Origin of the sequence: Spiroplasma endosymbiont of Megachile willughbiella (assembly GCF_964273395.1) — a bacterium.
GTDB lineage: Bacteria > Bacillota_I > Bacilli_A > Mycoplasmatales > Mycoplasmataceae > Spiroplasma_A > Spiroplasma_A apis.
Genome location: NZ_OZ187005.1, coordinates 1,080,124 through 1,106,108, shown reverse-complemented (window position 1 = coordinate 1,106,108; position 25,985 = coordinate 1,080,124). Strand labels below are relative to the sequence as shown.

Sequence of the window (25,985 nt, the reverse complement as noted above, 5' to 3'; positions counted from 1 at the left end):
CAAACTCTATATTCCATTGCAACACTCTTATGAACATTTTGAGTTTTTTTGTGATATAATTAATAGTGTATTTGAAGGGGGGGCGACAGTATGTATGTAAATCCGTTTGAAAGAATGAGAAAAAAAAGAGAAGAAGAAGAAAAAGAAAAAATTCGACAAGAAAAAGAGCAACTAAGATTTGTGCAGTTAGGAGCACAAATGGGTTTGTCTCAAGATGACGAGTTAGCACCGTCCTTCATAAAAAACTCTTTTGTTAAAAATACCAGATTGAGTGCGCCGCCTTTTGGGTTAGACTATACTGATTATTCAGTTGACAATACCAACGACTTTCAAAATGACTTCAATAAAAATGTTGAGGGAACTACCGAAAACTTTGTAAACAAGATCTCGTTTACGAATGATAAACAAAACAGTTTAGGAAACTTACCTTTTGAAACAGAAGAAAGATTTGAAGAAATAAAAAATAACAATGATTTCTTTGAAACTACAAAAGAAGATTGAAGCTTATTTAATTCATCTGATGAAAGTAATATGATCTCAAATGATATAGAAAATGATTATGAGTTTTCAAAAAATAGAAAAAAAACAACATCAGATACTAAGGTTTCTAATAAGCCTTTAGAGTTTGATACAACTCTCTTAAACGATGAATGAGACTTTGGATTAAACGAATATGAAACACTAACAACACCAAAACAAAGCTTTCCTAAACAATTGTCATTTGCTTCTTTCAAAGAAGACTTGAGGAAAAATAGCTTATCTGGAAATTGTTTTTTAATGTTAAGTGAAGATAACGCACCCTATGTTGAGTTGATAAAAAGAACCAATCATATAATAATTGATTTAAAAGATGTATTCATTTATAGTTTGCCTTATCTTTATTTAGTAAAAAAAATAATCAGTGCCTTGCCTTTCTTGGACTTGGACGATAAAAGAACTTTATGAGAAATAACTTCGTTATTCTTATCAACAACTGAATACGGCAAGCAAGCTTCTGAGTCATCAGTGTTGTTAGAAGATTTCGATATCGATAATCCTATAAGTTTTATTTGATCAGAATTTAGCGAAGCTTTTGAAGCATATGAGATTGAAGACATTAATATACCAATAGTTTTAAATAATTTTAAACCTTCAAGTGTTAAACAACTTACAAATACAATTAATTTTATTCAAGTAATATTTGGTGGGGTTAAATCTCTTAAGTTCTTATTAAACATTCCTGAAGCCTTTCTTAAAAAGATAGTGAGTGAATCAGAATCTTATGAAGATATTATTAGAGTTGATGGTTATCTTTCTTCTCGTCCACCTCAAACTCTTTTCTTAAGAGAGAACAAACCTATTGATCAGTCATCGTCTTTAAGTGAACTAAACTCAAGGGTTATTGCACCAATCAAATATGAGTTACCTGAACAGAACAACAACTCGTTCGCAGACAAGTTTGTTAATATAGATAAAAAATTCAATTTGGATAAACCCCAACTCGGGTTCGCTACAAATCCTGGTTTAAGTTCACAAAATCAAATAAAAACAATTGATGCAGATAGTGGAAATAGATATATTACAAATAGTGTTGATTTGTCTAAAGAAGAAACTAATAACACAAGAAACGTTAATTCGGCAAAAACTAAAGTAGATTTATTAAATCCAGCACTAAGGATAAATGTTGATAAGAATTTGCAAAGAAAAAGAGAAGAAAACATCTTCAAAGAAAGAGATGAAGAATTGGCAAGAGTCGAGAAATTTGCTAATACAACTTTCAACCCAGCATTTCTTGTAGACCCAGAAAGCACTTTCGTTCAATTTCAAAATAGAAAACGAAATGACCTTTATCAACAAAGAAAAGATGGCTTAATGATTGACAGCAATGATACAACAAAACCAATAAATAACAATCTCCTTTCAGTTCCTGGTAATTGAAAGGATCTCAATGATTAAGGAGGAAATAGCATGTTTATGTTACTTATTATATTATCATGATCATTAGTGATGCTTGCAAGTCTCGCACTGGCAGGTTATGCAGCTCTTGGTCTTACTTCGTCGTTGTGGCTTACACAAGCAGACATTACTAACCAAACTTTTTTATATAAATTGTTCAATTGATTATCATCTTCACCATTTTCACTACCATTTTTTAGTTTAAAAGAAGGAACTAATGGTAACTTGGTGAACCCGTGAGTACCAACCCCAGGTGGACTTGTATCACTACAAAGCGGAAGCGGAGCAGCTGATGGTCTGGTTCAATGAAAGATGTGATTGATATTTGGGATTATGATTGCAGTATCAATTTATTTATTTGCAATTGCAATTGCTGAGTTTGTTAGACTTAGAAAAAAACAAAAAATATCTAAACCTTATATTAAGTCTGCACTTGTAATATTTGCAGTTGTGGGAATGTTATATGGTCAAGTTATTGTTTTAATAGCATCAGGAATATTCCTGCTATCTTGGTTTATTCTAGAAGCAACAATGTTTGATTCTGAGGCATTAAACAATTACGCTGAAGAGCGAAGCTTAATTTCTCTATATCATGAAGAGAAAAAATTTGAAAAAGAGGTAAATAGAGAGGGAAAGTTAACAGGCAACGTGGAACAAAAGAGTCAAAAATATCTTGAAGAAACAAAAAAGGCTCAAGAACAAAATGAAAAAGCAAAAACAAATGATAGTTCTGCGTTGCCAAACGACAATAAATCTATGCAAACATCTAAAGCAAAACGAGAAAAAGCATACTTCAAATGAAAATTATATAAAGATCAACTAGAAAAATTTAGAGCCGAGATTGAGTCATTAGACTCTTCAGAATCAAGTTCTAAAAAGGAAAGGTTTATTTCAAAATTTAATAATCGTGCAGCAAACTTAAATATGTTAGCTAAGAAACTAAATTTACCAGAAAGTTATTTAATAGATTATTTAAATCATGAAATAGATTTCGAAAAAAGTAGCAGAGTAAGTTCAGAAGATTTACAAATCGCTTTTATTGAAAAAGAAAACGAGTCGTCATCTGAAATAATCCAATATGAACCTAACGCGTTTGAGGATGAAAAACAAGAAGTCTCATTGAATGAAATTTTAAATAAAAGTTTATATTTAAACAATGCGGAGCAAAAATATGGACGTAATAAAACCAAAATTACTTCGTCAGGTGTAGATAAGAAATTAGAAGAAGATGAAATAAAAGATCTTGTAACTAAGTCTTTTGAAAAACAATCACAAATGTTTGATTTGGACGATATCTTAGATAAAAACGAAGATTTTAAATTAGAAGAATCTGAAGAAGCACAAGCAATTCAGTCAGCTTCGAACGAACAAATTGAAGAATTTAATCAAAACAGCGATGAGAATTCATGAGGTCTGACTGAGATTCAAGATGTAAAAACTAACAAAATCAAAGATGTTTATAAAGATTTTAACTTTAAACAACCTGACCTTATTTTTACACTTGCTGAAAACTCACTGAATAAAGAAATGAAAAGATTGAATAGTATATCAAAAACACCATTTGTTATGCAATCAAACCAACTTAATGATCTAAATTATCAAGAAGAAGACAAAAAAGAGTTTGCTTCTGATAAATTAAGAGAACTTAATAATGTGAAGTTAGAAACTGTGGGGAAACCTGATGAGGTTCCAAATACAGCTTCAAACGATAATATCTTAGAGAGACAAGAAGACTTAGCCGATATGAATAAACTTCTTCAAGCGAGAAAAGCTTATGCTATAAATATGGATATTGATGAACTCAATACTACTGAAAATGATTTAGTAAGTAGCGAGAAAGATGTCTACAACGATTTATCTTTAAGCAACGAGACAACTTTAAGCAACTTACAAAAAGATGTCGATCACAGCTCTGCGTACGACTTAAGTAAAGTTACCAAGGAGTTTGAAAACTTAAGCCAAATGGAACATAATTTGAATCAAGAAATAAAAAACTTACAAGAGATTGTAATAAATCAAGGTAATTTATTAGTGAAAGATCTTGAAAAGAAAACCTCAGAAATATCATCAATAAATAACATGAAGTTCACTGAGTTAGAAAAAAGAATGAAGCGTTTGGAATCAACACTCCCAACATTATCTAACAACGAAGGCATGGAGAGTATTAAAAGCGAAGTTTCAAGAATTGTGAACAAATTAGAATCTATATCTAGAACAGTTAACGTTTTAGAGAGCACTTCTTCAAACTCTATGTTAAGCACGTTGTTAAAAAAACATCAATACAATCGAAAATAAATTAGCTTACTCTCGATTGTATTTTTTAAAGGAACTTATAATGATAAATGATATATCAGATTTAATTGCATTAGATCAAAGCAACAAGTACATTTTGATTAGAGAAATAAATAGCGATTCTTATGTTGAAAAAAACTTAAGCACTTACATCATCAATGATGTTGTTTGCTTAAGTGAAATTAATGAAGCATTGAATAAAGTTTTTCCATACTTCCCGATAAAAAATACTTCAATTGTAGATTCTTCAATTAATCAAAATCAATGTATAAAAGAAATTATTGAAGCTAGTATTTTACAAAGGAGTGGACCAAAAGTTAAACTTATCACAACTAATTGTAATGTTACAACACATTTAAATCTTGCCAAAAGATATATTACAGAAATCAATAATTTTATTTACAAGTACAATATTAAAAGAATTTATTGAAGTCCAATAATGTGTTACTTCGGCGAAGATATGAATTATTTAGGAACAATTGATCTAGTTTTGGATAATGGAAACTCTTTCTTTATAGTAGGAATTAAAACTAGTAGAACAAATTACAATGAAAGATACAGTTCACAGTTGTTTCTCGAAAAAAAGATGTTCGAATACTGTACTAATAAAAAAATAACAAGTGCTTTTATATTGAATGTAAAAGCACCGCAGGTTTGATTTGAATGCAAAGACTTGGACAAAAAAAGCATGTTCAAACTTCAAAATTATTTTAAAAACTTGAAGGACTAAAAATATCAGCACTTGACTATTAATTAAAAACATTTAGAATTAATACTATATTTAAAAACCGAGGAGAATTATATGACTAAAGAAGAATACAAAGACAAGATAGCTCATATCAAGGAAAAAAGAGTAGCTCAAGAAATTGAAATACAAAAGTGTAAAGAAACCATCAAAGGTGCAAAACTTGATATGAAAATCAAAAAAAATGAATTAAAAAACATAAGTAGCGAGCTAAAATTATTAAAAAGTAAGTGAAAAAAACAAGAAATGTAGAAAAATAGAAGCTTTTAGCTTCTATTTTTTTATAAAAAGAAAACAATTTTAGGGTGCTTTTCTTTTAGCTCTTTCTTTATTTGCTCAAACCCCGCTTTTTTAAGATTTCTATTATAATCTTTGATTGCCTTTTTTCGTACTTTATTGGAATTAATACCTAAATATATAAATATAGGGATAATTATTATAAATGAACAATATAAAAGAAATGTCCAAAACCCATTAGGATAACTTTTATTTTTTAAGTAAATCACATCTGCTTTTGCACGCAAAACCTCAACCATTATCTTGATTCTCGCTTTTTGTTCTTTGTAAAATCTAGCAGCATCCCTCATAAAGTTTTCTAAATAATAGAGTTCATAAGCACTAAGTCCATAAAAAGATTTTTCTTCTACATCTTGAACCGAGATTATTGGTTCTGGTTTATAAGTTAAATCAATAGTAGCAGTCGATTCCTTAGATTCAATTATCTTTTCCTCTTTTGGGATTGAAATATTTATGTACTTAAGATTTTTATTTTCTATTTCTAAATTTCTTTCTGGTTTATCAGTATTAACTATCGGTGCTATCTTTTCCTCTTTTTTCATGTAGTCTCTAATGTCTATTGTTGGTTTGACAGGTGGTACATTTGTTCGTTTGACAGAGTCATTTTTTAGGCTAATATTTAACTTACTTTTATCTAAAGTTTCTTTTTTATCGAACTCTAACTTTCTACCATTGGCCATTCAGTTATTATCTAGAAGATCTTCAATATTGGATTGTTTCTTTTGTGGTGCATTTCTAGGCTGTATAGTGTTTTGTTTAGGCAAAGCATTCTTTACGAAAGTTAATACATAATCAGTCTCATGGTCGCTATTAGATTTAGTTTGACCTTGTATTTGCAAATTATCTTCAAAGTATAACTGTAATATGATATATTTTGTTGTTGGATTAGCAACTAATGTTGTAGGCATCGCATTATATAAGTTTTGAACACTGATTGTTCTGTTATTTCTAATGATACCAAGGATTTGCTCTTTAGCTGCTAGATACTCCGCAGAGTTGCTTCGAGTTTTAAAGTTTTCACCACCGCTACTTGCTATATTCTTGCTTTTCATTACATTGTTTCTACAATAATCCGCTCAGTTTAAAAAATTTATTGAGTTTGATTCACCTCACACCATTTTTAACACCTCTTTGTAATTCATTATAATATGAATTTATAGTAATATATAAAGTATAGAAAAGAGATAAAAATGAAAGAAATACACCAAATTAAGTATGAACAAATTATTATTAATCGTGTAAACACAGTTTATCAAAACTTTCGAGAGAATGTTAGAAACGATTTTCTAGTACCCAAAAATATACTTGAGAGCTTCGAAAGCCTACAAACCTTTTCCAAACGAGCGGATATCGAACAGTTTGGTATTGGATTAGATAAAACTTTAAATGATTGGAAAACAATCAATGAGAATTCAGAACAATTAATAATAATTAATCATTTTCTTTCGATATTACAAAATGCTGTAATTGTATTATTATCGATTGATACGAATCTAAAAAATGAAAAGTTAGGCACAAGCATTATAAAGGATAAGGCGGGAGTTGATGTTGTGTTTGCAACCGCTGTTCAAGCAGTTGGTTTTAAATCGAATGAATTATTAGAAAAATATGAAAAACTAGAACTAAAAAAAGACGAGAAAAATCTTTTCAAAAACCTAAACGATCACATCATACATATAACTAATCTGGACTCTCACGGAGCTTTTTCGAAAATTGTTGAGAATATTTTAGAATTTAATTTAAGATACAACAAAGCCTACAAAGAACTATCAATACATAATACTGATGACCTATCTCAAAAAAGAATAGAGTTATTTATGGATTATATGAACACATATTACCTATTTTATTTTCTTTTAGATTTATTACTTCAATACCCTCTTAACGAAGGTATGATGACAAATACACAGTACACTAACTTAATACCAAATATAAATTTATATAATTAACTTTTTATTCATTATCAACAATTTTAATATATAATATATTTTGTGTGTTAACAATACACTCGGTATTGTGGAAAGGAGGAAACTAAATGGCAACAATTAATCAATTAGTTAGAAAACCCAGAAAACCTAAAACTTTTAAAACTAAGGCGCCAGCTTTAAATAGAGGTATTAATACACTTCTTAAAAAAGTAACTAGAATCTCATCGCCTCAAAAAAGAGGTGTTTGTACAAGGGTTGCTACAATGACACCTAAAAAACCTAACTCAGCCCTACGTAAATATGCTAGGGTAAGATTAACAAATGGTATGGAAGTTACCGCTTATATACCTGGTGAAGGTCACAATTTACAAGAACACAGTGTTGTTTTAATACGTGGTGGTAGAGTAAAAGACTTACCGGGGGTTCGTTACCATATAATTCGTGGTACACTTGATACAACCGGTGTTAATGGTAGAATGCAATCTCGTTCTTTATATGGTACAAAAAAACCAAAAGCTAAAAAATAAATCGATTAATTAACATTAATTAAATAAGAAAGGAGTGAATTTATGCGTAAACATCAAGCTGAAAAAAGGGATGTTCTTCCTGATCCAGTTTATAATTCAAAATTAGTTACTAAGGCAGTTAATAAAATCATGTTGGATGGTAAACGTGGGACTGCACAACACATTCTATATAAAGCATTCGAAATTATTAAAGAAAAAACAAACACAAATCCGATTGAAGTATTTAATAAAGCTATAGAAAATATAAAACCTCATTTAGAATTAAAAGTTCGTCGTATTGGGGGAGCAAACTATCAAGTTCCTATTGAAGTTTCTTCTGAAAGAAAAGTTACATTAGCATTAAGATGATTAATTAATTATTCAAGATTAAGAAATGAAAAAGAAATGATAGATAGATTAGCTAATGAAATTATTGATGCATCCAACGGAGTTGGTGGATCAGTAAAAAAACGTGAGGATACTCACAAAATGGCGGAAGCTAACAAAGCATTTGCACATTATCGCTGATAATAGAATAAAAGGAGAGAATAAATATGCCAAGAGAATTTAGTCTAGATAGGACTCGTAATTTTGGAATTATGGCCCATATAGACGCCGGTAAAACCACAACAACAGAACGTATCTTATTTCACACAGGTAAAATTCATAAAATTGGTGAAACACATGAAGGTGAATCACAAATGGATTGAATGGCTCAAGAACAAGAACGTGGAATAACAATTACTTCTGCTGCTACAACTGCTTTTTGAGCAGATCACCGCTTTAACATTATTGATACTCCGGGACACGTTGACTTCACAGTTGAAGTTGAAAGATCTTTGAGAGTCCTTGATGGAGCAGTAGCAGTTTTAGATGGTCAAAGTGGGGTTGAACCCCAAACAGAAACAGTTTGAAGACAAGCAACAACTTACAAAGTACCAAGAATTGTTTTTGTTAACAAAATGGATAAAACAGGAGCTGACTTTCTTTACTCAGTTAAAACAATCGGCGAAAGATTAGGAGCAAAAGCTTCTCCCATTCAATTACCAATTGGGGCTGAAGATCAATTCTCAGGAATCATTGATTTAGTTGAAATGAAGGCGTGAACCTTTGACGGTGCAGCTGACGAAATCGCTAAAGAAATTGAAATTCCTAGTGACTTAAAAGAGTCTGCAGAGGAATTAAGAGCAAACTTAATAGAGGCTGCTGTTGAATATGACGAAGAATTGATGGTTAAGTTCCTTGATGGTGAGGAAATAACCATTCCTGAATTAAAATCAGCAATAAGAAAAGGTGTAATATCTGCTGAGTTTTTCCCAGTGCTTGCTGGGTCTGCATTTAAAAATAAAGGTGTTAAATTACTGCTTGACGCAGTTGTTGATTATTTACCATCACCATTAGATGTTCCTTCAATCAAAGGTACACTTGAAGATGGTTCTGAAGCATTTAGACATCCAGATGATGCTGAACCATTCTCTGCACTTGCTTTCAAAATCATGACTGATCCATTTGTTGGTAAGTTAACTTTCTTTAGAGTATATTCAGGTGTACTTTCAAAAGGTAGTTATGTTTTAAATGCTACAAAGGATAAAAAAGAAAGAGTTGGTCGTTTATTGAAAATGCACGCCAACAATAGAGAAGAAATCGAACAAGTATATGCTGGGGATATCGCTGCAGCTGTTGGATTAAAAGATACCACAACAGGTGATACTCTAACAGATGAGAAAAATCCAATAATATTAGAATCAATGATTTTCCCAGAACCTGTTATTCACTTAGCGTTAGAACCAAAAACAAAAGCTGACCAAGAAAAATTAGGTATATCATTAAACAAGTTGTCTGAAGAAGACCCAACTTTTAGAACATATACAGATGAAGAAACAGGACAAACAATTATCGCGGGTATGGGTGAATTACATCTAGACATCATCGTTGATAGATTGAAACGTGAATTCAAAGTAGATACTAATGTTGGAGCACCACAAGTTTCTTATCGTGAAACAATACGTCAGTCTGCTAGAGTTGAAGGTAAATATGTTAAACAATCTGGTGGACGTGGTCAATATGGTCACGTAGTTATAGAGTTCGAACCTAATCATGACAAAGGTTTTGAATGAGTTGATAAAATCGTTGGGGGTAAAATCTCAAAAGAATATATTAACGCCGCTAGAGTTGGTCTAGAAAACGCATTACAGAATGGTGTAATTGCTGGTTTCCCTATGATAGATGTAAAAGCTACTATCGTTGATGGATCTTACCATGACGTCGACTCTAACGAGATGGCTTATAAAATAGCTTCATCACTTGCTTTGAAGGAAGCTGCTAAAAAAACTAACCCAGTTTTATTAGAACCAATCATGTCAGTTGAAGTAACTGTGCCTGATGAATATTATGGAGACGTTATGGGGAATATTTCTTCAAAACGTGGTTTAATTGAGGGTTCAGAACAAAGAGGAAATGCTCAAACTGTAAAAGCAAAAGTACCATTGTCAGAAATGTTTGGTTATGCAACAGAGTTGAGATCATTCACCCAAGGGCGTGGAAATTATACTATGATGTTTAGTCACTATAACGAAGCCCCAAAAAATATTGCTGAGGAAATTATTAAGAAAAATGGGAAGTAAACACCTCTATTATATTTATCAAATATAAAACTATTGTATTTTGTATAAAATCAATTAAAATTATTTATGACTTTTTATTATAAAGCCAAAATGAAAGGAATGAAAATATGGCAAAAGAATCATTTGACCGTAGTTTACCCCACGTTAATATTGGGACAATAGGACACGTTGACCACGGTAAAACTACACTAACAGCTGCTATTACTAAAGTATTAGCTTCAAAAGGAGGAGCAGAATTTAAAGATTACGCAAACATCGATAATGCTCCCGAAGAAAGAGAACGTGGTATTACAATTAATACTTCACACGTTGAGTATAAAACAGACAAAAGACACTACGCTCACGTAGACTGTCCAGGACACGCCGATTATGTTAAAAACATGATTACAGGTGCAGCCCAAATGGATGGAGGAATATTAGTTGTTGCGGCAACTGATGGACCAATGCCTCAAACTAGAGAACACATCTTACTTTCAAGACAAGTTGGTGTTCCAGCAATCGTTGTTTTCTTAAACAAATGTGACATGGTTGATGATGAGGAAATGATCGACCTAGTTGAAATGGAAGTAAGAGAATTATTATCTGCTTATGATTTTGATGGAGATGGAGCCCCTGTTATTAGAGGGTCTGCATTGGGAGCATTAAACGGAGACGAAAAATGAGTAGCTAAAGTAGAAGAACTAATGGATGCTGTTGACTCATTTATTCCTACACCTGCTCGTGATACTGAAAAAACATTCTTAATGCCTGTTGAAGATGTGTTCACAATTACTGGTCGTGGTACTGTTGCAACTGGTAGAGTTGAAAGAGGAATCATCAAAGTTAACGAAGAAGTTGAAATTGTAGGATTAGTAGAAACAAGTAAAAAAGTTGTTGTTACTGGATTAGAAATGTTTAGAAAATTATTAGACTTCGCTGAAGCTGGTGATAATGTTGGAGCATTACTAAGAGGTGTTGATAGAAGTAATATCGAACGTGGACAAGTTCTTGCAAAACCAGGAACAATCAAACCACATACTAAGTTGAATGCTTCAGTATATGCACTTACACAAGAAGAAGGTGGACGTCACAAGCCATTCTTCAACAAATATCGTCCGCAATTCTACTTCCGTACTACAGACGTAACTGGTGAAGTACAATTGCCTGCAGGAATCGATATGGTTATGCCAGGTGATAATGTTGAATTAATAGTTGAATTAATTAAACCAATCGCTGTTGAGCAAGGAACTAAATTCTCAATCCGTGAAGGTGGAAGAACAATTGGAGCCGGAACAGTAGTTTCAATTATAGAATAAAGTTTAAATGTTTTACAAATGTAAAACATTTTTTTATACAATAATGGCTTTCCTTTTCGAAAATGTGCTTACGCTTGCTAAAACTTAGAAACGCTTATTATTATAAAGTTAAACCGAAATGTTTTGAGCGGAGTGATATTATGTTAATATGAAAGATTTAAAAGTTCAAAAAGAGTTCAAGGCTATTTGAAAAATTAAAGTATCTAGCAACTCTAAATATAAAAATGCTAGTGTGTCATATGTAAACAATGTAGTTAGTGAACTATCTAAAACTAGAATAATATATGACCATAAAGAAGTATCAATAAACAAAGAAAAAACAGCAGGGGTTTATTTGATATATTCTAAGAAAAAAGAAAATGTAGTCTTAACATATGTAGGAGAGTCAAAAGATATTTTCAATCGACTTAGAAAACATATTTATAACATAAGAACAAGAAACAAGTTAGCTTCAAGAATCTTAACAAAGGAACCAGACATTAATAATTTAAAATTTTTAATTCTTGAAGAAGTCAATGATATAAATGAACGTTTAAAAAAAGAGACTTATTATATTTATGTGTTTCGCTCAAAGTTCACAAATGTTAATAAAAGTCTAGCTAATAAGAAGATGAGATGTGATTTTGGTCATGGAGTAAAAAGAACTTACCTCACATTTAAAAAAGACATTCCATATTTAGATCTTTACATATACGGTAAATGTCGAAATAAATTATGTACAAATACTTTTTTTATCGGTTAATTAATAATATAACTGAAAAAAAGAGTATAAAAATGCTATTATAAATTTATGATTAAAGAAGGAGAAAAGAATATGGTAACAAATAATCAAAATAATTTTGCAGTTACATTAAAAGCTTGCAATGAAAATAATACAAAGAATGAGCTTATAGTTAAAGAGGCTGGTGTTGGTACTCTAATATCAGAAGAGAAAACAATATATTTATTCATTGGTAAAGGAAATTGTAAATCATCTTTAAGAAAACATTTAGAAGCATTCATTTCTTCTAACAAATATGATATGAATGTTGACGTTGAATCTTTTTTAGAAATGTTTGAAGTTAAGGAAGAAGCTTTTCAAACTGTTGTAGAAACAATAATGTTTGCTGCTCATGAACAAATAGATTTCAAATCTGAAAAAACAAATAGCAAAAATTATGATTTGAAATTCGACTCAGCTAAGTATGGGGACATTTTTGATAAATCTCAAATCAAACTAGAGTACTTGAACTTTGCTAGAGACCTACAAGATTTACCACCTAATATTGGTACTTCTATTGAAATCGCAAATCGAATTGTAAACAAAGCAAAAGAAATAGAAGGTATAAAAATAACTGTTCTTGATAAAAAAGAAATAGAACAACAAGGTATGGGTCTATTTTTAGGAGTAAATGCAGGAAGTTCAGTAGAACCAAGATTGGTAGTATTAGAATATGTTGGAGATCCTTCAAAAACCAGAACTGCATTAGTAGGTAAAGGTATCACTTTTGATAGTGGTGGATACAACCTAAAACCATCTAACTTCTTAGAAAACATGAAATTTGATATGTCAGGAGCCGCGATAGTGTCATCAACTGTAATGGCATTGGCTAAGGCTAAAGCAAAATGTAATGTGGTTTCAATTGGATTGTTAACTGACAACAGAATCGGGGGGAAAGCAACTCTAACCGAATCAGTTATAACTTCAATGAATGGACAAACTGTTGAAATCACTAATACTGATGCAGAAGGAAGACTGGTTCTTGCAGATGGAATTACTTATGCAATAAGAAACGAAAAAGCAGAGAAAATTATAACTGTTGCTACATTAACTGGTGCAATCGCAGTAGCACTTGGTAGATGATTTACTGGTGCATTTTCTACAAATGATGAATTTTACTCAGAGTTTGAGAATGCTTCAAAAGTAGCGCAAGAATCTATATGAAGACAACCGCTGATTTGCGAACATTTAAAAGCAATGAAATGTTCAAAAGTAGCTGATTTAGCAAACTCAGAACCAGGACGCGAAGCAGGTTCATCAACTGCGGCAGCTTTCTTAAATTCATTTGCTGAAAAAAAAGCTTATATACATTTAGATATAGCAGCAACTGCGGACATAAACAGACGTGGTAGAGCTCCTATGACTAGAGCAATGTTTGAATTATTAAATAAATAAAAACAAAACACCAGAAGGTGTTTTTTTAAAAGGGGTTTAAAATGAATAGGAACGAAGCACAGAGTAAACACAAATGAGATTTTAGTGGCATATACGAAAATCATAATAAGTGAAAAGAAGACTCAGCTCTACTTAAAAAATATGTGGATGAATTATCTAGCCTTAAAGGTAAGTTAAATGAAGAAAAAAACTTTTTACTTTATTTAGAACTTGATGAAAAAGTTGACAAACTTAACTCTAAATTAGGTTATTATATTAATTTGATAAATGTAGATTCTACAAATAGTGAACTACAAGAACTAAGCAGTCTATATAACAATGCTTTGAATTATTACAATATAAACACAAGTTTTATAAAAAATGAACTACTAACTTTAGGCGAAGATTCAATAAATAAATGAATCATCAAAAATAAAAAAGAGCACTACTTGTTCAACTTTAAAGAGTTTTTCAGAAATCAAGGTCATATTTTAGAAAAAAGTAAGGAAGAGCTCTTAAGTAAAGTTTCTAGAAGTAGGGAAGCTGTAGCTAATCTCTACGATGTTTTAGCATATGCTGATAAACAAGAAGTAAGTATAAATTACGACGGAAGAGATAAGGTTTTAACTACAACCCTTTACTACGATATCCTACAAAACTCTAGTCCTAATGACCAAGATATTCGACAAAAAGCATGAGAATTATATTTTAAAAATATAATTGATAATAAGCACTCTTTTGCAAAAATATATGAATCTATTTTACAAAAACAGTTCGAAGATGTTAAAGTACGTAAGTTTAAATCAGTCTTGGAAATGAATCTCTTTCACGATAATATTGGAGAAAAGACGTATTTAAAATTAATTGAAGTAGGAGAAGCTAACATAAATATTTTTACAAGGTACTTACGACTATTGAAAAAAAGTTTTAAGTTGGATAAGTTTTTTACAACAGATAAAGACTTAAACTTGGTTAGTGGCTATAATAAAACTTTTAATGTTGATGAAGGCTTAGAAATCGTAAAAGAATCATTAAAAGGTTTGGGAGAAGAGTATTTAAATTATCTATCCATTGCTTCTCAAGACTCAAAAATAGATTACTTTGAGAGTTTGAATAAAATGGATGGAGCGTACTCTTCTGGTGGTAATGGACTAGAACCGATTATATTAATGAATTGAGATGATAAAATTAACTCAGTGTTTACATTAGCTCATGAATTAGGTCACTCAGTGCATACGATCTTTGCAGATAGGTATCAACAATACCCGAATACAGACTATCCAATAATTCTTGCTGAAGTCGCTTCTACATTTAATGAGCACTTATTATTTGATTATCTCTTTGAAAACACAGAAACTAAGGAAGATAAGATTTATCTACTTCAACAGAGAATAACAGACTTGATTGCGACTTTTTTCAGACAAATACAATTTGCTGATTTTGAATACTCGGCTCATAGGTTAATTGAGAACTCTGAACCCGTAACATCCGAGACTTTGATGAATTTATTCAAAGAGAAAGAAAATAAGTTTGGTTATGAATTTTTCGATAACAAAGATCGAAATGTTTACAATTGACCGTTTATTTCACATTTCTTCCACTCACCTTTCTATGTTCATAAATATGCTCTAGATATTGTAGCAAGTTATAAACTTTATACAGATTACAAAAAAGGGGATAAAGAAGGTATTCTAAACTTCTTAAAATCAGGTGGGCATAAGGAACCAATGTCAATTTTGAATGACTGCGGGGTCAATTTTGAGCAATTAGACACGTATCTACCTTTTTTAGCAGCCATGAATGATTATTTAGATTTGCTAGAAGATCTTTTATTCGCAAACGAAAAATAAATAATAAAAAGGCAGACCGCAGTCTGTCTTTTTATTATTTAATAAATTTTAAAACTTCATCTATGTGTGTTAAGTGATTTACATCTAGAAATTCTTTAACTAACTCGAGATTATTTTTTAAGACATAAGTGTTTCTGCGTGTGTCGAAAGGATTGACGTCTTTTTCGTAAGCACCTATTTCTTTAATTAATTCTTTATCAATATCTGCGATCAGCGGATAAGTTATTTCATATTCACAAGAGAATTTATCTTGCTCTTTGTAATCATCTCCACTAACCCCGACGATATTATATCCGAGCTCCATAAATTCATTTTTTCTTTTTTCGTATTCTTGGACCTCTAAAGTACAATACCCAGTAAAAGCTTTCGGGTAACAAAACATTATTAAACCTTTTTCACCCGTTAATTCAGAAAGTTTTTTTGTAACCCCTGTGCTAAGTTTATATTCTTTATCTTGTAGTTTCATTTTCTTCCTCCGTAATAATAGTAAACCGTAATAATTAAAAAACTCATTCAGTTTACACTTCTTCGCCTCTTAGCAATTTATCCAAATAATCTCCAACACCACCTTCATCATTTGTTAGTGTTGTTATTCCGTCTGCTACATTCTTTAAATCATCAGAACCGTTTTTCATTGCTACCCCGTAACCTACTTTTTTAATCATTTCGTAGTCGTTCATCTGATCTCCAAAAGCAATTACATCTCTTATGTCAGTATTGTAATATTGTGCTAATATTTCTGAAACAAACCCTTTGTTAGCTAACTTGTTAGTTAGTGTAATCATCGTCATTGATACTTTACTTAAATTACCGTATGCATTACCAGACTGTATTTTGATTGTATTTTTGTACATACTTAGCTGGCGTAATAACTCATCTTTATATTTGTTATCTTTTAAGAATAAAACTACATTTGTTGCTGGACCATCTCATTTATCATAAGGATCTGAAATTAAGTATTCTTCATCTTCATCTTCATCATCTAAATGAAAAAACTTTTCAACAAATTCATTTTTTTCTTTGACAATCGCTTTATCGTAAGACTCTATAAGAATATTTGAAGTACCCTTTATAACTATTGGCATGTTGATAATACTCTTTATTATTTCCTCACTTATAGGTAATACTATTCTTTTAAACTGTCTTTTATACGGGTCGTGGATATGAGCTCCGTCGAAATTCGTTAATAGAGTATTTAATCCTAGTGCTTTGTAAAATTTGATACTTGCTCTATGCGGTCTTCCGGTGATTATACAGACCTTATGGCCATCCTCTTTTGCTTTTGCTAAAACATTAAGAGTTTTTTCGTGTATTTCTTCACCATTGCTTTTTAAAACCGTACCGTCTAAATCAACTAATATTAATCTTTTTTTATTTAAGTGTTGTAATTTCATAATACTTTCCCTCTAATCATAATTTTATAAATACTTTACTGGAAATTTTTTGAAAAAAAATTTCATTAAATAGAAATCTCACTAATATCACACATATATTTTATTTTATAGAATATAATTTATCTGTATGAAGAATAGATAGGAGCTTATTGTGTATATTTATAAAACGACTTGTGTTGACCCAAGGTATAATCTAGCGATTGAAGAATATCTTACAATGGCAGAAAAGTATGATCAACCCATTTTATTTCTTTGACAGAATGATAATACCATTGTTGTCGGTAGAAATCAAAACTCAGCATGGGAGATAAACTTGCAAAAGGCACAAAATGATGGTGTAACGATAATTAGAAGGAACACCGGTGGTGGTACAGTATTTCACGACTTAGGAAATTTGAATTTTAGTATTATCTACACTGATAAAGATAATAAAGCTGTTTCTCTTTTCTCGGAAATGTTAAAACCAGTAATATCAACTTTGAACGAAATGGGAGCAGCAGCAGAGTTCTCAGGAAGAAACGACATCGTTATAAAGGGTAAAAAAATATCAGGGAATGCAATGTGAAAGCATAAAGAGCGTTTTCTACAACATGGAACTATTTTGTTTAACGCAAATTTAGACAAACTTACCAAATATCTAACTGTCGATAGAAGCAAAATTTTATCTAAAAATATTGAATCTATTGCAGCAAGGGTTACTAATGTTAACCAAGAGGTAGAAAACAAGATCGAGATAGATGAGTTTATGAATAGACTAATCGAAACTTATAAAAAAACTGATGATGTGACAGAAATAGTCCTTACCAAAGATGATCTTGCTGCTATCGAAGAGATTTTCAAAAAGAAATATTGCAACCCAGATTGAACTTTCTCCAAAAACGAGACATTTTCTTATCGTAATAAAAATAGATTTGAAGGAAAAGGCACAGTTGAGGTTCTTCTAGAAGTCAAAAAAGGAGTGATTGAGGACGCTAAAATATATGGGGATTTCTTGGGTTTTGCTGGTACAGAGGAACTTGAGGAAAGGTTGATTGGTACAAAATATAATACAAAAGATTTGGAAAAAGTTTTAGAAGAGTTTGACATTAAAGACATCTTCGGAGAAAACTTTACAAACCAAGATATTCTTGATTTGTTAATTCAATAGGAGGAAAAATATGAAATACTTAGGGAAATTTGACCCAATAAAAAATGAAAGAGTAGAAATTATGGATGCCGCAGGTAAAATCGTTAATAAAGATTTATTACCTGAAATTAGTGATGAAGAACTTGTGGAAGTTTATAAATTAATGAACTTGTCTAGAAGACAAGATGATTTTCAAAATAAAGCACAGAGACAAGGAAGATTATTATCATTTCTTTCTTCAACTGGTCAAGAAGCAAGTGAAATTGGTTATACTTGACCTTTAATAAAAGGTAAGGATTGATTGGCACCAGGTTATAGAAATAATGCAGCATGATTGAAAATGGGTGTACCCATGAGAAATATAATGCTTTACTGAATGGGAAATGAGTATGGAGCTAAATCTCCTGAGGGAGTTAATTGTTTACCACCAAATATAATTATTGGTTCTCAATTCTCACAAGCTGCAGGAATAGCATTTGCAGAGAAATATAAAAAAACAGGAGGAGTTGTAGTTACTACCACTGGAGATGGTGGAATGAGTGAAGGTGAAACATACGAGGCTATGAACTTTGCTAAATTGCACGAACTACCAGTAATATTTATTTGTGAGAATAATAAATGAGCTATTTCTACTCCTTATGCAAAATCAACAAAAGCAATCAACATTGCGGTTAAAGGTATTGCTACTGGAATACCGTCTATAAAAGTGGATGGTAATGACTTTTTAGCTGTTTATGGTGTTGTAAAAGAAGCTGTTGAGTATGTTCGTGAAGGTAAAGGACCAGTTTTTATCGAATGCGATACTTATAGACTTGGTGCTCACTCTTCTTCTGACAATCCAGATATATATAGACCAAAAGATGAGTTCGAGGCTGCCCAAAAAAGATGTCCTCTAGTTAGAATGAAAGCCTACTTAATTAGTAAAAAAGTTTGAGATGATACAAAAGAAGAGGCTCTCAATCAAGAACAAGATGAATTTATCAGATCTGAGTTTGACTGAGCCGAGGCTAACAAAGAGTACAATTTAGAGGATGTATTTGATTTTGTATATAAAGAAAAAACACCAGACTTAGTGAAACAATATAATGAAGCTAAAAGTTTCTTTGAAAAATTTCCTAAACCTAAAGGAGGACACCACTAATGAAAGTATTAAATAATGTAAAAGCGGTTTCAGATGCATTGGAAACTGCTATGAATAAATGACCAGAAGTCGTGGTTTATGGAGAAGATGTTGGATTTGAAGGTGGAGTCTTTAGATCAACTGAAGGATTGCAAAAAAAATTTGGTGAAGATAGATGTTTTGACGCTCCTATAAGTGAATGTATGTTTGTTGGAGTTGCTATTGGAATGGCATTGAATGGTTTGAAACCAGTCGTTGAGCTTCAATTTGAAGGTCTTGGATGAATGTCTTTACAGAACATATTTGGTCATCTTGGTAGAATGAGAAACAGAACTAGAGGTAAATATCCAGCACCAGTTGTTATCAGAATGCCGATGGGGGGAGGAATTAGAGCGCTTGAGTTACATTCAGAAGCTATGGAAGCTGTTTATGCTCATGTTCCTGGAATTAAAGTTGTTTGTCCATCAACCCCATATGACACAAAAGGTTTGATATTAGCAGCTATTGAATCACCAGATCCTGTTATAGTTTTTGAACCAACTAAATTATATAGAGCATTTAAACAAGAGGTACCAGAAGATTATTACACTGTACCTATTGGCGAAGCCTTCAAGATTCAAGAAGGAAATGATTTAACAGTTGTCACATATGGTGCCCAAACTGTTGATTGTCAAAAAGCTATTGCAGAACTGGAAGCTAAAAATCCAGATGTTACTATCGAATTGATAGACTTAAGAAGTATTCAACCTTGAGATAAAGAAATGGTTATAGAGTCTGTGAAAAAAACAGGAAGATTGGTAGTTGTTCATGAGGCAATACGTTCTTTCTCAGTATCATCAGAAATTATTGCAACTGTGGCAGAAGAATGTTTCGAATATTTAAAAGCACCACTTATGCGTTGTACAGGGTACGATATAATAATACCTTTTGATTCTGGTGAAGGATATCACCAACCAGTACCAAATAAAATCATTTTAAAAATGGAAGAAGCTTTGAACTTCCAATTCTAGAAATTGTATATTCCATACGGGTATTAAGAAAAAAGGAGAAAATAAATGAAATCTAATAAACATTTATTAAAAATCATATGTCAATAATCAAAGCTTCACCATTGGCTATAAAGATGGCTGCCGCAAAAGGAATTGACATAAATAATGTAATTGGTACGGGTCCAAACGGAAGAATACTAGCATCAGATATTGAAAATTTTGTAGTAAAACCTTTAGTTGAACAAACACAATCAGTTAATGTTGGTGAAGCCCCAACTAAAAAATCTAATATTGATTATTCAAGTCCTACAATAGATGTGCCTGAATTCAATGATCCATTATCTTTTGAATCAAAACCGTGAAACCCAATCAGAAAAGCAACTGTTAAGGCAATGGAAACAGCCCACGCTCAGGTAGCTGGTTTTACAGGTCTTAGAAATGTAGATGTAACTGATTTAGTGGTTTTGAGAAAACAAATTAAAGACTACGCTGATTCTTTGAATATTAAATTAACTTATTTAGCTTTTGTTATAAAAGCTACAGCAATGGCTTTGAAAGAAATGCCTAATTTAAATGTCAGAATTGATCAAGAACAAAAAGCAATCAAATATGCTAATCAAATAAATATTGGTATGGCTTGCGACACCCCTGATGGTTTAATGGTCCCTGTTATAAAGGGTGCAGATAAACTGAGTGTTTTGCAGATTGCTGTTAAAATAAATGATTTAGCTGTTAAAGCTAGAACTAAAAAACTAAGTAGTAAAGAAATGTCAGGTGCAACATTTACAATTACGAATTTCGGAGCGGTTGGTTTAGATTATGCAACACCAATAGTTAATTTCCCTGAGTCTGCCATTTTAGGGATTGGTACAATAACAAAAGCACCCGGTGTCTTAAACAATCAAATTGCAATTAGAGACTTTATGCCCTTATCAATAACCGCTGACCACAGAGTTATTGATGGAGCCGATGCAGGAAGGTTTTTATCTAAAATAGCAAGTTATTTAGAAAATCCTGCACTTATATTAATAAAAGGAGAATAGTATGTTTAAAGTTAAATTTGCAGACATTGGTGAAGGTCTAACCGAAGGGCTTGTTACCGAAGTAATAGTAAAAGTTGGTGATAGTGTTAAAATGGGTGATCCATTGTTCAATGTAGAAACTGATAAAGTTACATCAGATATTTTTGCACCAGTTGATGGAATAATCTCTAAAATACTTATTGAACCAAATCAAGAAATAAAAGTTGGTGACATTGTAGTAGAAATAGATGATGGTAAGGATTCTCCCGAGGCAGCTGCACCAAAAGTTGACGCCTCAAATGCAGAACCAGTAGAAGAAAATGCCTCTGTAGTTGGAGCGACTCCAGTTTCAAACGAGTTAATTCCTCCTAGAAATGCAACAGCTAGAAGAGTCCCACCACGACCAGATAATGTCCCTCAAAAAGTGATGAGAGTATTAAAAGAATTTAGTCCGTTAGGTGTAGTTCATGGAAACAATGAAACTCCACCTAATGCTCCCAAATTCTCACCAAAAGATCCCACAAAGCATTATGATGTGATCATAGTAGGTGCTGGTGTTGGTGGATATGTTTGTGCTATTAAGTGTTCTCAACTTGGATTAAAAACTCTTGTAATTGAGAAAAATAAATATGGTGGTGTTTGTTTGAATATAGGTTGTATTCCTACAAAAAGTTTATTAAAATCCGCCGATCTTTACGAACAAATCACAAGGCATGCTTCTAACTATGGTATAAAAGTTGATTTAAAAGGCGTTAAAGCTGATTGAAAAGCAATTCAAGATCGTAAAAATGGAATAGTTGATAAACTCACAACTGGTGTTAAAGGCTTATTACGTAAAAATAAGGTAGATACAGTTGAGGGAGAAGCAATAGCAATAGACAAAAATAACATCAAAGTAGGGGAAGTAGTTTACACAACCGACAATTTAATTATTGCAACAGGTAGTGTTCCTAATACGTTAAATATTCCAGGAGCAAAAGAAGCTGCTGAAAAAAACTGATTGATAGATTCAACTGGAGCACTTGCATTATCCGAAATTCCTAAAGAACTTATCGTGATCGGTGGAGGTGTTATCGGTATTGAATTTGCCTGCGTTTATAAAAGATTAGGATCAAAAGTCACAATCTTACAATTTTTACCTAAGATTCTTGAAATGCTTGATGACGATGTTTCAAAAGAAATGACAAAGATTCTTTTGGAGCGTGGAAATTTAGAAATAATTACTGGAGCAAATACCAAGGAGTTTAAAGATGGTTCGGTTGTTTATGAAAAAGATGGGAAATTACACACAATTAAAGCTGATTATTGTTTGCAATCAGTTGGTAGAAAAGTAGTAACTAGTGGATTTGATAATTTAGGTATAGAGAAAAACGATAAAGGGCATATAAATATCAATGAGTATTGTGAGACAAATATTGATGGTGTATATGCGATTGGTGATGTTACTGGAAAAATTATGTTAGCACACGTAGCTTCACATGAAGGGCTAATTGCAGCTAATAGAATAGCTCGTAAACTTGGAAACGATAAAGCTGAAGATATTATCATGAACTTTGATAGAGTACCTAGTTGTATATATACCCACCCAGAAGTTGCTTCGGTTGGATTTACTGAGGAACAAGTTAAGTCTAAAAATATTAAGTATCAAGCTTATAAATTTCCATTCGCAGCAATAGGTAAAGCACTTGCTGATGGTAATACCGATGGTTTTGTGAAGATTATTTGCGAACCAGAACACAAGCAAGTTCTTGGTGCACATATAATTTGTAACACTGCAACGGATATGATTTCTGAAATCACAACATTAATGGAATGTGAAGGAACCATAACTGAACTCTCAAGAGCAATACATCCTCACCCAACTTTGAGCGAGGCGATCGGAGAGGCAGCAGAAGCTCTGGAGTTCGGAAAACCTATAAACTTTTAAAAAGCGTATCGCTTTTTTTTTTTTTTTTTTGTTGGGCAAATTATATACAGGAAATATAACACCTCTATGCTAAAATTACTTTGTTAATATAAGGAGAAAAACTATGAGAAGTTTAAAAGCAAATGAAATAAGAAATATATGAATTGATTTTTTCAAAAGCAAGGGACATCATTTTCTTGAGCCAGTTAGTCTAGTGCCGGTTGATGACCCTAGTTTATTATGAATTAATTCAGGAGTAGCAACATTAAAACCATATTTTGATGGTAGAATGAATCCACCATCTCCAAGACTTACAAATTCACAGAAGTCAATACGTACTAATGATATTGAAAATGTGGGAGTAACAGCTAGACACCAAACAATGTTTGAAATGCTAGGAAATTTTTCTATTGGAGATTATTTTAAAAAAGATGCAATACTCATGGCGTGAGAACTCCTTACATCAAAAAAAGGCTTTGCAATAGAGCCTAATTTACTATATATTACAGTATTCGAAGAAGACGACGAAGCCTATGATATTTGGGTAAACGAAGTCGGTATAAAAAAAGATCACATTTTTAAAGGAACAAGAGACACAAACTTTTGAGACGTAGGCCAAGGTCCTTGCGGACCAAATACAGAAATTTTCTTTGATCGAGGGCCTATTTGAGATCCTCAAAACTTAGGTACTAAACTTTTAAAAGATGATTTAGAGAATGACCGCTATATAGAAATCTGAAACATTGTATTTTCACAATATAACAATGATGGAAATAATAATTATACAGAGCTTCCAAGAAAAAATATAGATACCGGTGCAGGTTTAGAAAGAATGGCATCAATATTTCAAGATACTCCAACTAACTTCGAAACTGACTTATTCTTTCCTATAATAAAAAAAATAGAAGAGATATGTGAAAATACTTATAAGTACTCATTAGAAAATTACTTTAAAGAAGATAAAAGACAAACAAAAATAAATACTTCATTTAAGGTGATTGCTGATCATATACGAGCTTCTGTATTTGCAATCGGTGATGGTGTATTTCCAGGTAATAAAGACCGTGGTTACATAATAAGAAGGTTAATACGTAGAAGTGCTGTATACGGACAAAAAATCGGTATAAAAAAAACTTTTCTATACAAGTTGGTAGAAACCGTTATTGATATAATGAAAGATTTTTATCCATACCTTGTGGAAAAAAAAGAACTAATTATAGATGTTATAAAAAATGAAGAAAATAGATTCGCAAGAACGTTAGCTAAGGGATATGAAAGTTTAGAAGAAATAATCTTAACTGAAAAACGAGTATCAGGAAAAAAAGCTTTGCTACTATTTGAATCATTCGGATTTCCTATTGAACTAACAAAAGAAATTGCAAACGAAATGGGAGTTGTAATTGATATTGAAGAGTTTAATGAATTGCTTGAAGAGGCAAAAACACTTGCTAGACATTCAAGAAAAGAAGACAAAGCTTGAAATAAACAATCAGCAATTCTTACTAGTTTAGAAATAAATAGTGAATTTGTAGGTTATGAAGTTGATGAAGTTGATACAACAATTAACTTCATGTTTGAAAATGATGAACCTTTGAATAAAGTTGAAAATCAAATTGTTTTTTTAACTTTAAGCAAGACTCCTTTTTACGCAGAAAAAGGAGGACAATCTTCTGATAGAGGTTACATTATTGATGAACGAGGAAATAAACATATCGTAATAGATGTTCAATTGGGTCCTAATAAGCAACACATCCATAAGGTTGACGTCAACGGATCATTATCACTTAATGATAAAATAAAAGCCGTAATTGATAAAGAAAAACGATACTATACAATGAAAAATCACTCAGGAACTCATCTTTTACAAGCTGGTATAAGAGAAGTGCTTGGAGAAGAAGCGTTACAATGCGGAAGCTATAATGATGAAAATGGATTGAGAATTGATATATCATTTAACAGACTACCTACACAAGAAGAATTAACAAAAATTCATGAGTCAGTTACTAGAGAAATCAATAATCAAATACCTAGGGAAATAATTTATTGTTCTTTAGAAGAAGCGATAGAAAAACACAAGGCACTAGCCTTGTTTACAGAAAAATATGATAGTGAAGTAAGAGTTATTAAGTTTGGAAACTACTCTTGCGAACTTTGTGGAGGAACACACGTAGAAAATTCAAAAGATGTCGAAGACATATTAATTAGAGATGTAGAATCTAAGGGAAGTGGTGTGTATCGTTACAACGCACTAACTAGTCACAAAAAGGTAAACGAATTCATACAAGAAGAATTCCGTAAACAGAAAGAAGAAATTCGCCCTTTAGTTCAAAAGTTTGAAAGTTATAGATTAGTTTTAGCTGATGATAATATTTTAGGAGATATTCAAACAATACTTGGTCTAAAAGAAAAAAGAGAAAATTTACAATTATTAAAAGACAAAGTTAATAAACTAAAAAATGCCTTCAAGTTATATCAAATTAAAGTGGAAGAATCAATTATCGACAAGAAAATAAGTTCTTATAAAGAATTTAAACCCGAAAACAAAAATAACATCAATTTTTTATCTCTTGAGGTAAGCGAATTAGATATGAAAGAAATGAAAACGCTTTCGGATTATTTACAAAATAAGCACGAAAGACTTGTTTTAGAAATTATCAATAAAAAAGACAATCTTTTTATATCGAGTTGTGATAACTCAATCACAAATGAATATAGTGCAATTGAAATATTAAAAAATAAAAAAGAGTTTAATGTAAAGGGTGGAGGAAATAAAACCTTTGCTCAAGGTAAAATAATAGTTTTTAATGACTAAAATTATTTTA

At 31.6% G+C, this 25,985-nt stretch carries 21 protein-coding genes; 18 read left to right on the top strand and 3 right to left on the bottom strand.

Annotation, left to right across the window (positions count from 1 at the left end):
• The first annotated feature begins 114 nt into the window (after positions 1-114).
• The 4 genes from ACI2WZ_RS04895 to ACI2WZ_RS04880 all read left to right on the top strand — a co-directional run bounded on the left by ACI2WZ_RS04895 (position 115) and on the right by ACI2WZ_RS04880 (position 5,224).
• On the top strand, positions 115-1,935 hold the full coding sequence (locus tag ACI2WZ_RS04895; RefSeq protein ID WP_500244816.1) for a hypothetical protein: 1,821 nt from the start codon (positions 115-117) through the stop codon (positions 1,933-1,935).
• A gap of 12 nt (positions 1,936-1,947) precedes the next feature.
• Positions 1,948-4,230, top strand: coding sequence for a hypothetical protein (locus ACI2WZ_RS04890; RefSeq protein ID WP_500244815.1), 2,283 nt, complete (start codon positions 1,948-1,950; stop codon positions 4,228-4,230).
• A gap of 40 nt (positions 4,231-4,270) precedes the next feature.
• Positions 4,271-4,957 (top strand): hypothetical protein, encoded by a 687-nt coding sequence (locus tag ACI2WZ_RS04885; RefSeq protein WP_500244814.1) that lies wholly within the window; start codon positions 4,271-4,273, stop codon positions 4,955-4,957.
• A 72-nt stretch (positions 4,958-5,029) separates the two neighbouring features.
• Entirely contained in the window at positions 5,030-5,224 is a 195-nt protein-coding gene (locus ACI2WZ_RS04880; RefSeq protein WP_023790239.1) for a hypothetical protein, read from the top strand.
• Between the two features lie 29 nt (positions 5,225-5,253).
• Here the strand turns inward: ACI2WZ_RS04880 and ACI2WZ_RS04875 are convergent, their stop codons facing one another.
• Positions 5,254-6,321: a hypothetical protein gene (locus tag ACI2WZ_RS04875; protein WP_500244813.1), complete on the bottom strand. Its 1,068-nt coding sequence runs from the start codon at positions 6,319-6,321 to the stop codon at positions 5,254-5,256.
• A 138-nt stretch (positions 6,322-6,459) separates the two neighbouring features.
• On the opposite strand from ACI2WZ_RS04875, the gene ACI2WZ_RS04870 reads away from it, so the two are divergent.
• The 8 genes from ACI2WZ_RS04870 (at position 6,460) to pepF (ending at position 15,606) form a co-directional block, all read left to right on the top strand.
• Positions 6,460-7,218, top strand: coding sequence for a hypothetical protein (locus ACI2WZ_RS04870; RefSeq protein ID WP_500244812.1), 759 nt, complete (start codon positions 6,460-6,462; stop codon positions 7,216-7,218).
• A gap of 86 nt (positions 7,219-7,304) precedes the next feature.
• Positions 7,305-7,724, top strand: coding sequence for a 30S ribosomal protein S12 (gene rpsL, locus ACI2WZ_RS04865; protein WP_023790233.1), 420 nt, complete (start codon positions 7,305-7,307; stop codon positions 7,722-7,724).
• A 42-nt stretch (positions 7,725-7,766) separates the two neighbouring features.
• Positions 7,767-8,234 (top strand): 30S ribosomal protein S7, encoded by a 468-nt coding sequence (gene rpsG / locus ACI2WZ_RS04860; protein WP_023790231.1) that lies wholly within the window; start codon positions 7,767-7,769, stop codon positions 8,232-8,234.
• 23 nt (positions 8,235-8,257) lie between these two features.
• On the top strand, positions 8,258-10,327 hold the full coding sequence (gene fusA, locus ACI2WZ_RS04855) for an elongation factor G (RefSeq protein ID WP_023790229.1): 2,070 nt from the start codon (positions 8,258-8,260) through the stop codon (positions 10,325-10,327).
• 107 nt (positions 10,328-10,434) lie between these two features.
• A complete protein-coding gene (gene tuf / locus ACI2WZ_RS04850) occupies positions 10,435-11,622 on the top strand; it encodes an elongation factor Tu (RefSeq protein ID WP_023790227.1) in 1,188 nt (395 codons plus the stop codon).
• A gap of 148 nt (positions 11,623-11,770) precedes the next feature.
• Complete coding sequence (locus tag ACI2WZ_RS04845) at positions 11,771-12,364, top strand: GIY-YIG nuclease family protein (protein WP_500244811.1); 594 nt, start codon at positions 11,771-11,773, stop codon at positions 12,362-12,364.
• A 72-nt stretch (positions 12,365-12,436) separates the two neighbouring features.
• Positions 12,437-13,777 carry a M17 family metallopeptidase gene (locus tag ACI2WZ_RS04840; RefSeq protein WP_500245185.1) on the top strand — a complete coding sequence of 447 codons (1,341 nt, stop codon included), beginning with the start codon at positions 12,437-12,439 and terminating at the stop codon, positions 13,775-13,777.
• Between the two features lie 41 nt (positions 13,778-13,818).
• Positions 13,819-15,606: an oligoendopeptidase F gene (gene pepF / locus ACI2WZ_RS04835; RefSeq protein ID WP_500244810.1), complete on the top strand. Its 1,788-nt coding sequence runs from the start codon at positions 13,819-13,821 to the stop codon at positions 15,604-15,606.
• Between the two features lie 34 nt (positions 15,607-15,640).
• On the opposite strand, the gene ACI2WZ_RS04830 is transcribed toward pepF, so the two are convergent.
• Positions 15,641-16,072: a peroxiredoxin gene (locus ACI2WZ_RS04830; protein ID WP_023790219.1), complete on the bottom strand. Its 432-nt coding sequence runs from the start codon at positions 16,070-16,072 to the stop codon at positions 15,641-15,643.
• A gap of 52 nt (positions 16,073-16,124) precedes the next feature.
• Positions 16,125-17,000, bottom strand: coding sequence for a Cof-type HAD-IIB family hydrolase (locus tag ACI2WZ_RS04825; RefSeq protein WP_500244809.1), 876 nt, complete (start codon positions 16,998-17,000; stop codon positions 16,125-16,127).
• 151 nt (positions 17,001-17,151) lie between these two features.
• Between ACI2WZ_RS04825 and lplA the strand changes: the two genes are divergently transcribed.
• From lplA to alaS, 6 genes are all read left to right on the top strand, one after another.
• The gene (gene lplA, locus ACI2WZ_RS04820) at positions 17,152-18,147 is read left to right on the top strand and encodes a lipoate--protein ligase (protein WP_023790215.1); all 996 of its coding nucleotides are present in this window, start codon (positions 17,152-17,154) and stop codon (positions 18,145-18,147) included.
• A 10-nt stretch (positions 18,148-18,157) separates the two neighbouring features.
• Positions 18,158-19,267: a pyruvate dehydrogenase (acetyl-transferring) E1 component subunit alpha gene (gene pdhA / locus ACI2WZ_RS04815; RefSeq protein ID WP_500244808.1), complete on the top strand. Its 1,110-nt coding sequence runs from the start codon at positions 18,158-18,160 to the stop codon at positions 19,265-19,267.
• A complete protein-coding gene (locus tag ACI2WZ_RS04810; RefSeq protein ID WP_023790211.1) occupies positions 19,267-20,256 on the top strand; it encodes an alpha-ketoacid dehydrogenase subunit beta in 990 nt (329 codons plus the stop codon). The genes pdhA and ACI2WZ_RS04810 overlap by 1 nt, the downstream gene beginning before the upstream one ends.
• A gap of 77 nt (positions 20,257-20,333) precedes the next feature.
• Complete coding sequence (locus tag ACI2WZ_RS04805) at positions 20,334-21,278, top strand: dihydrolipoamide acetyltransferase family protein (protein WP_500244807.1); 945 nt, start codon at positions 20,334-20,336, stop codon at positions 21,276-21,278.
• Position 21,279: 1 nt separating this feature from the next.
• Positions 21,280-23,184 carry a dihydrolipoyl dehydrogenase gene (gene lpdA / locus ACI2WZ_RS04800; protein WP_023790207.1) on the top strand — a complete coding sequence of 635 codons (1,905 nt, stop codon included), beginning with the start codon at positions 21,280-21,282 and terminating at the stop codon, positions 23,182-23,184.
• 103 nt (positions 23,185-23,287) lie between these two features.
• Positions 23,288-25,975 carry an alanine--tRNA ligase gene (gene alaS, locus ACI2WZ_RS04795; RefSeq protein ID WP_500244806.1) on the top strand — a complete coding sequence of 896 codons (2,688 nt, stop codon included), beginning with the start codon at positions 23,288-23,290 and terminating at the stop codon, positions 25,973-25,975.
• Positions 25,976-25,985: the final 10 nt, after the last annotated feature.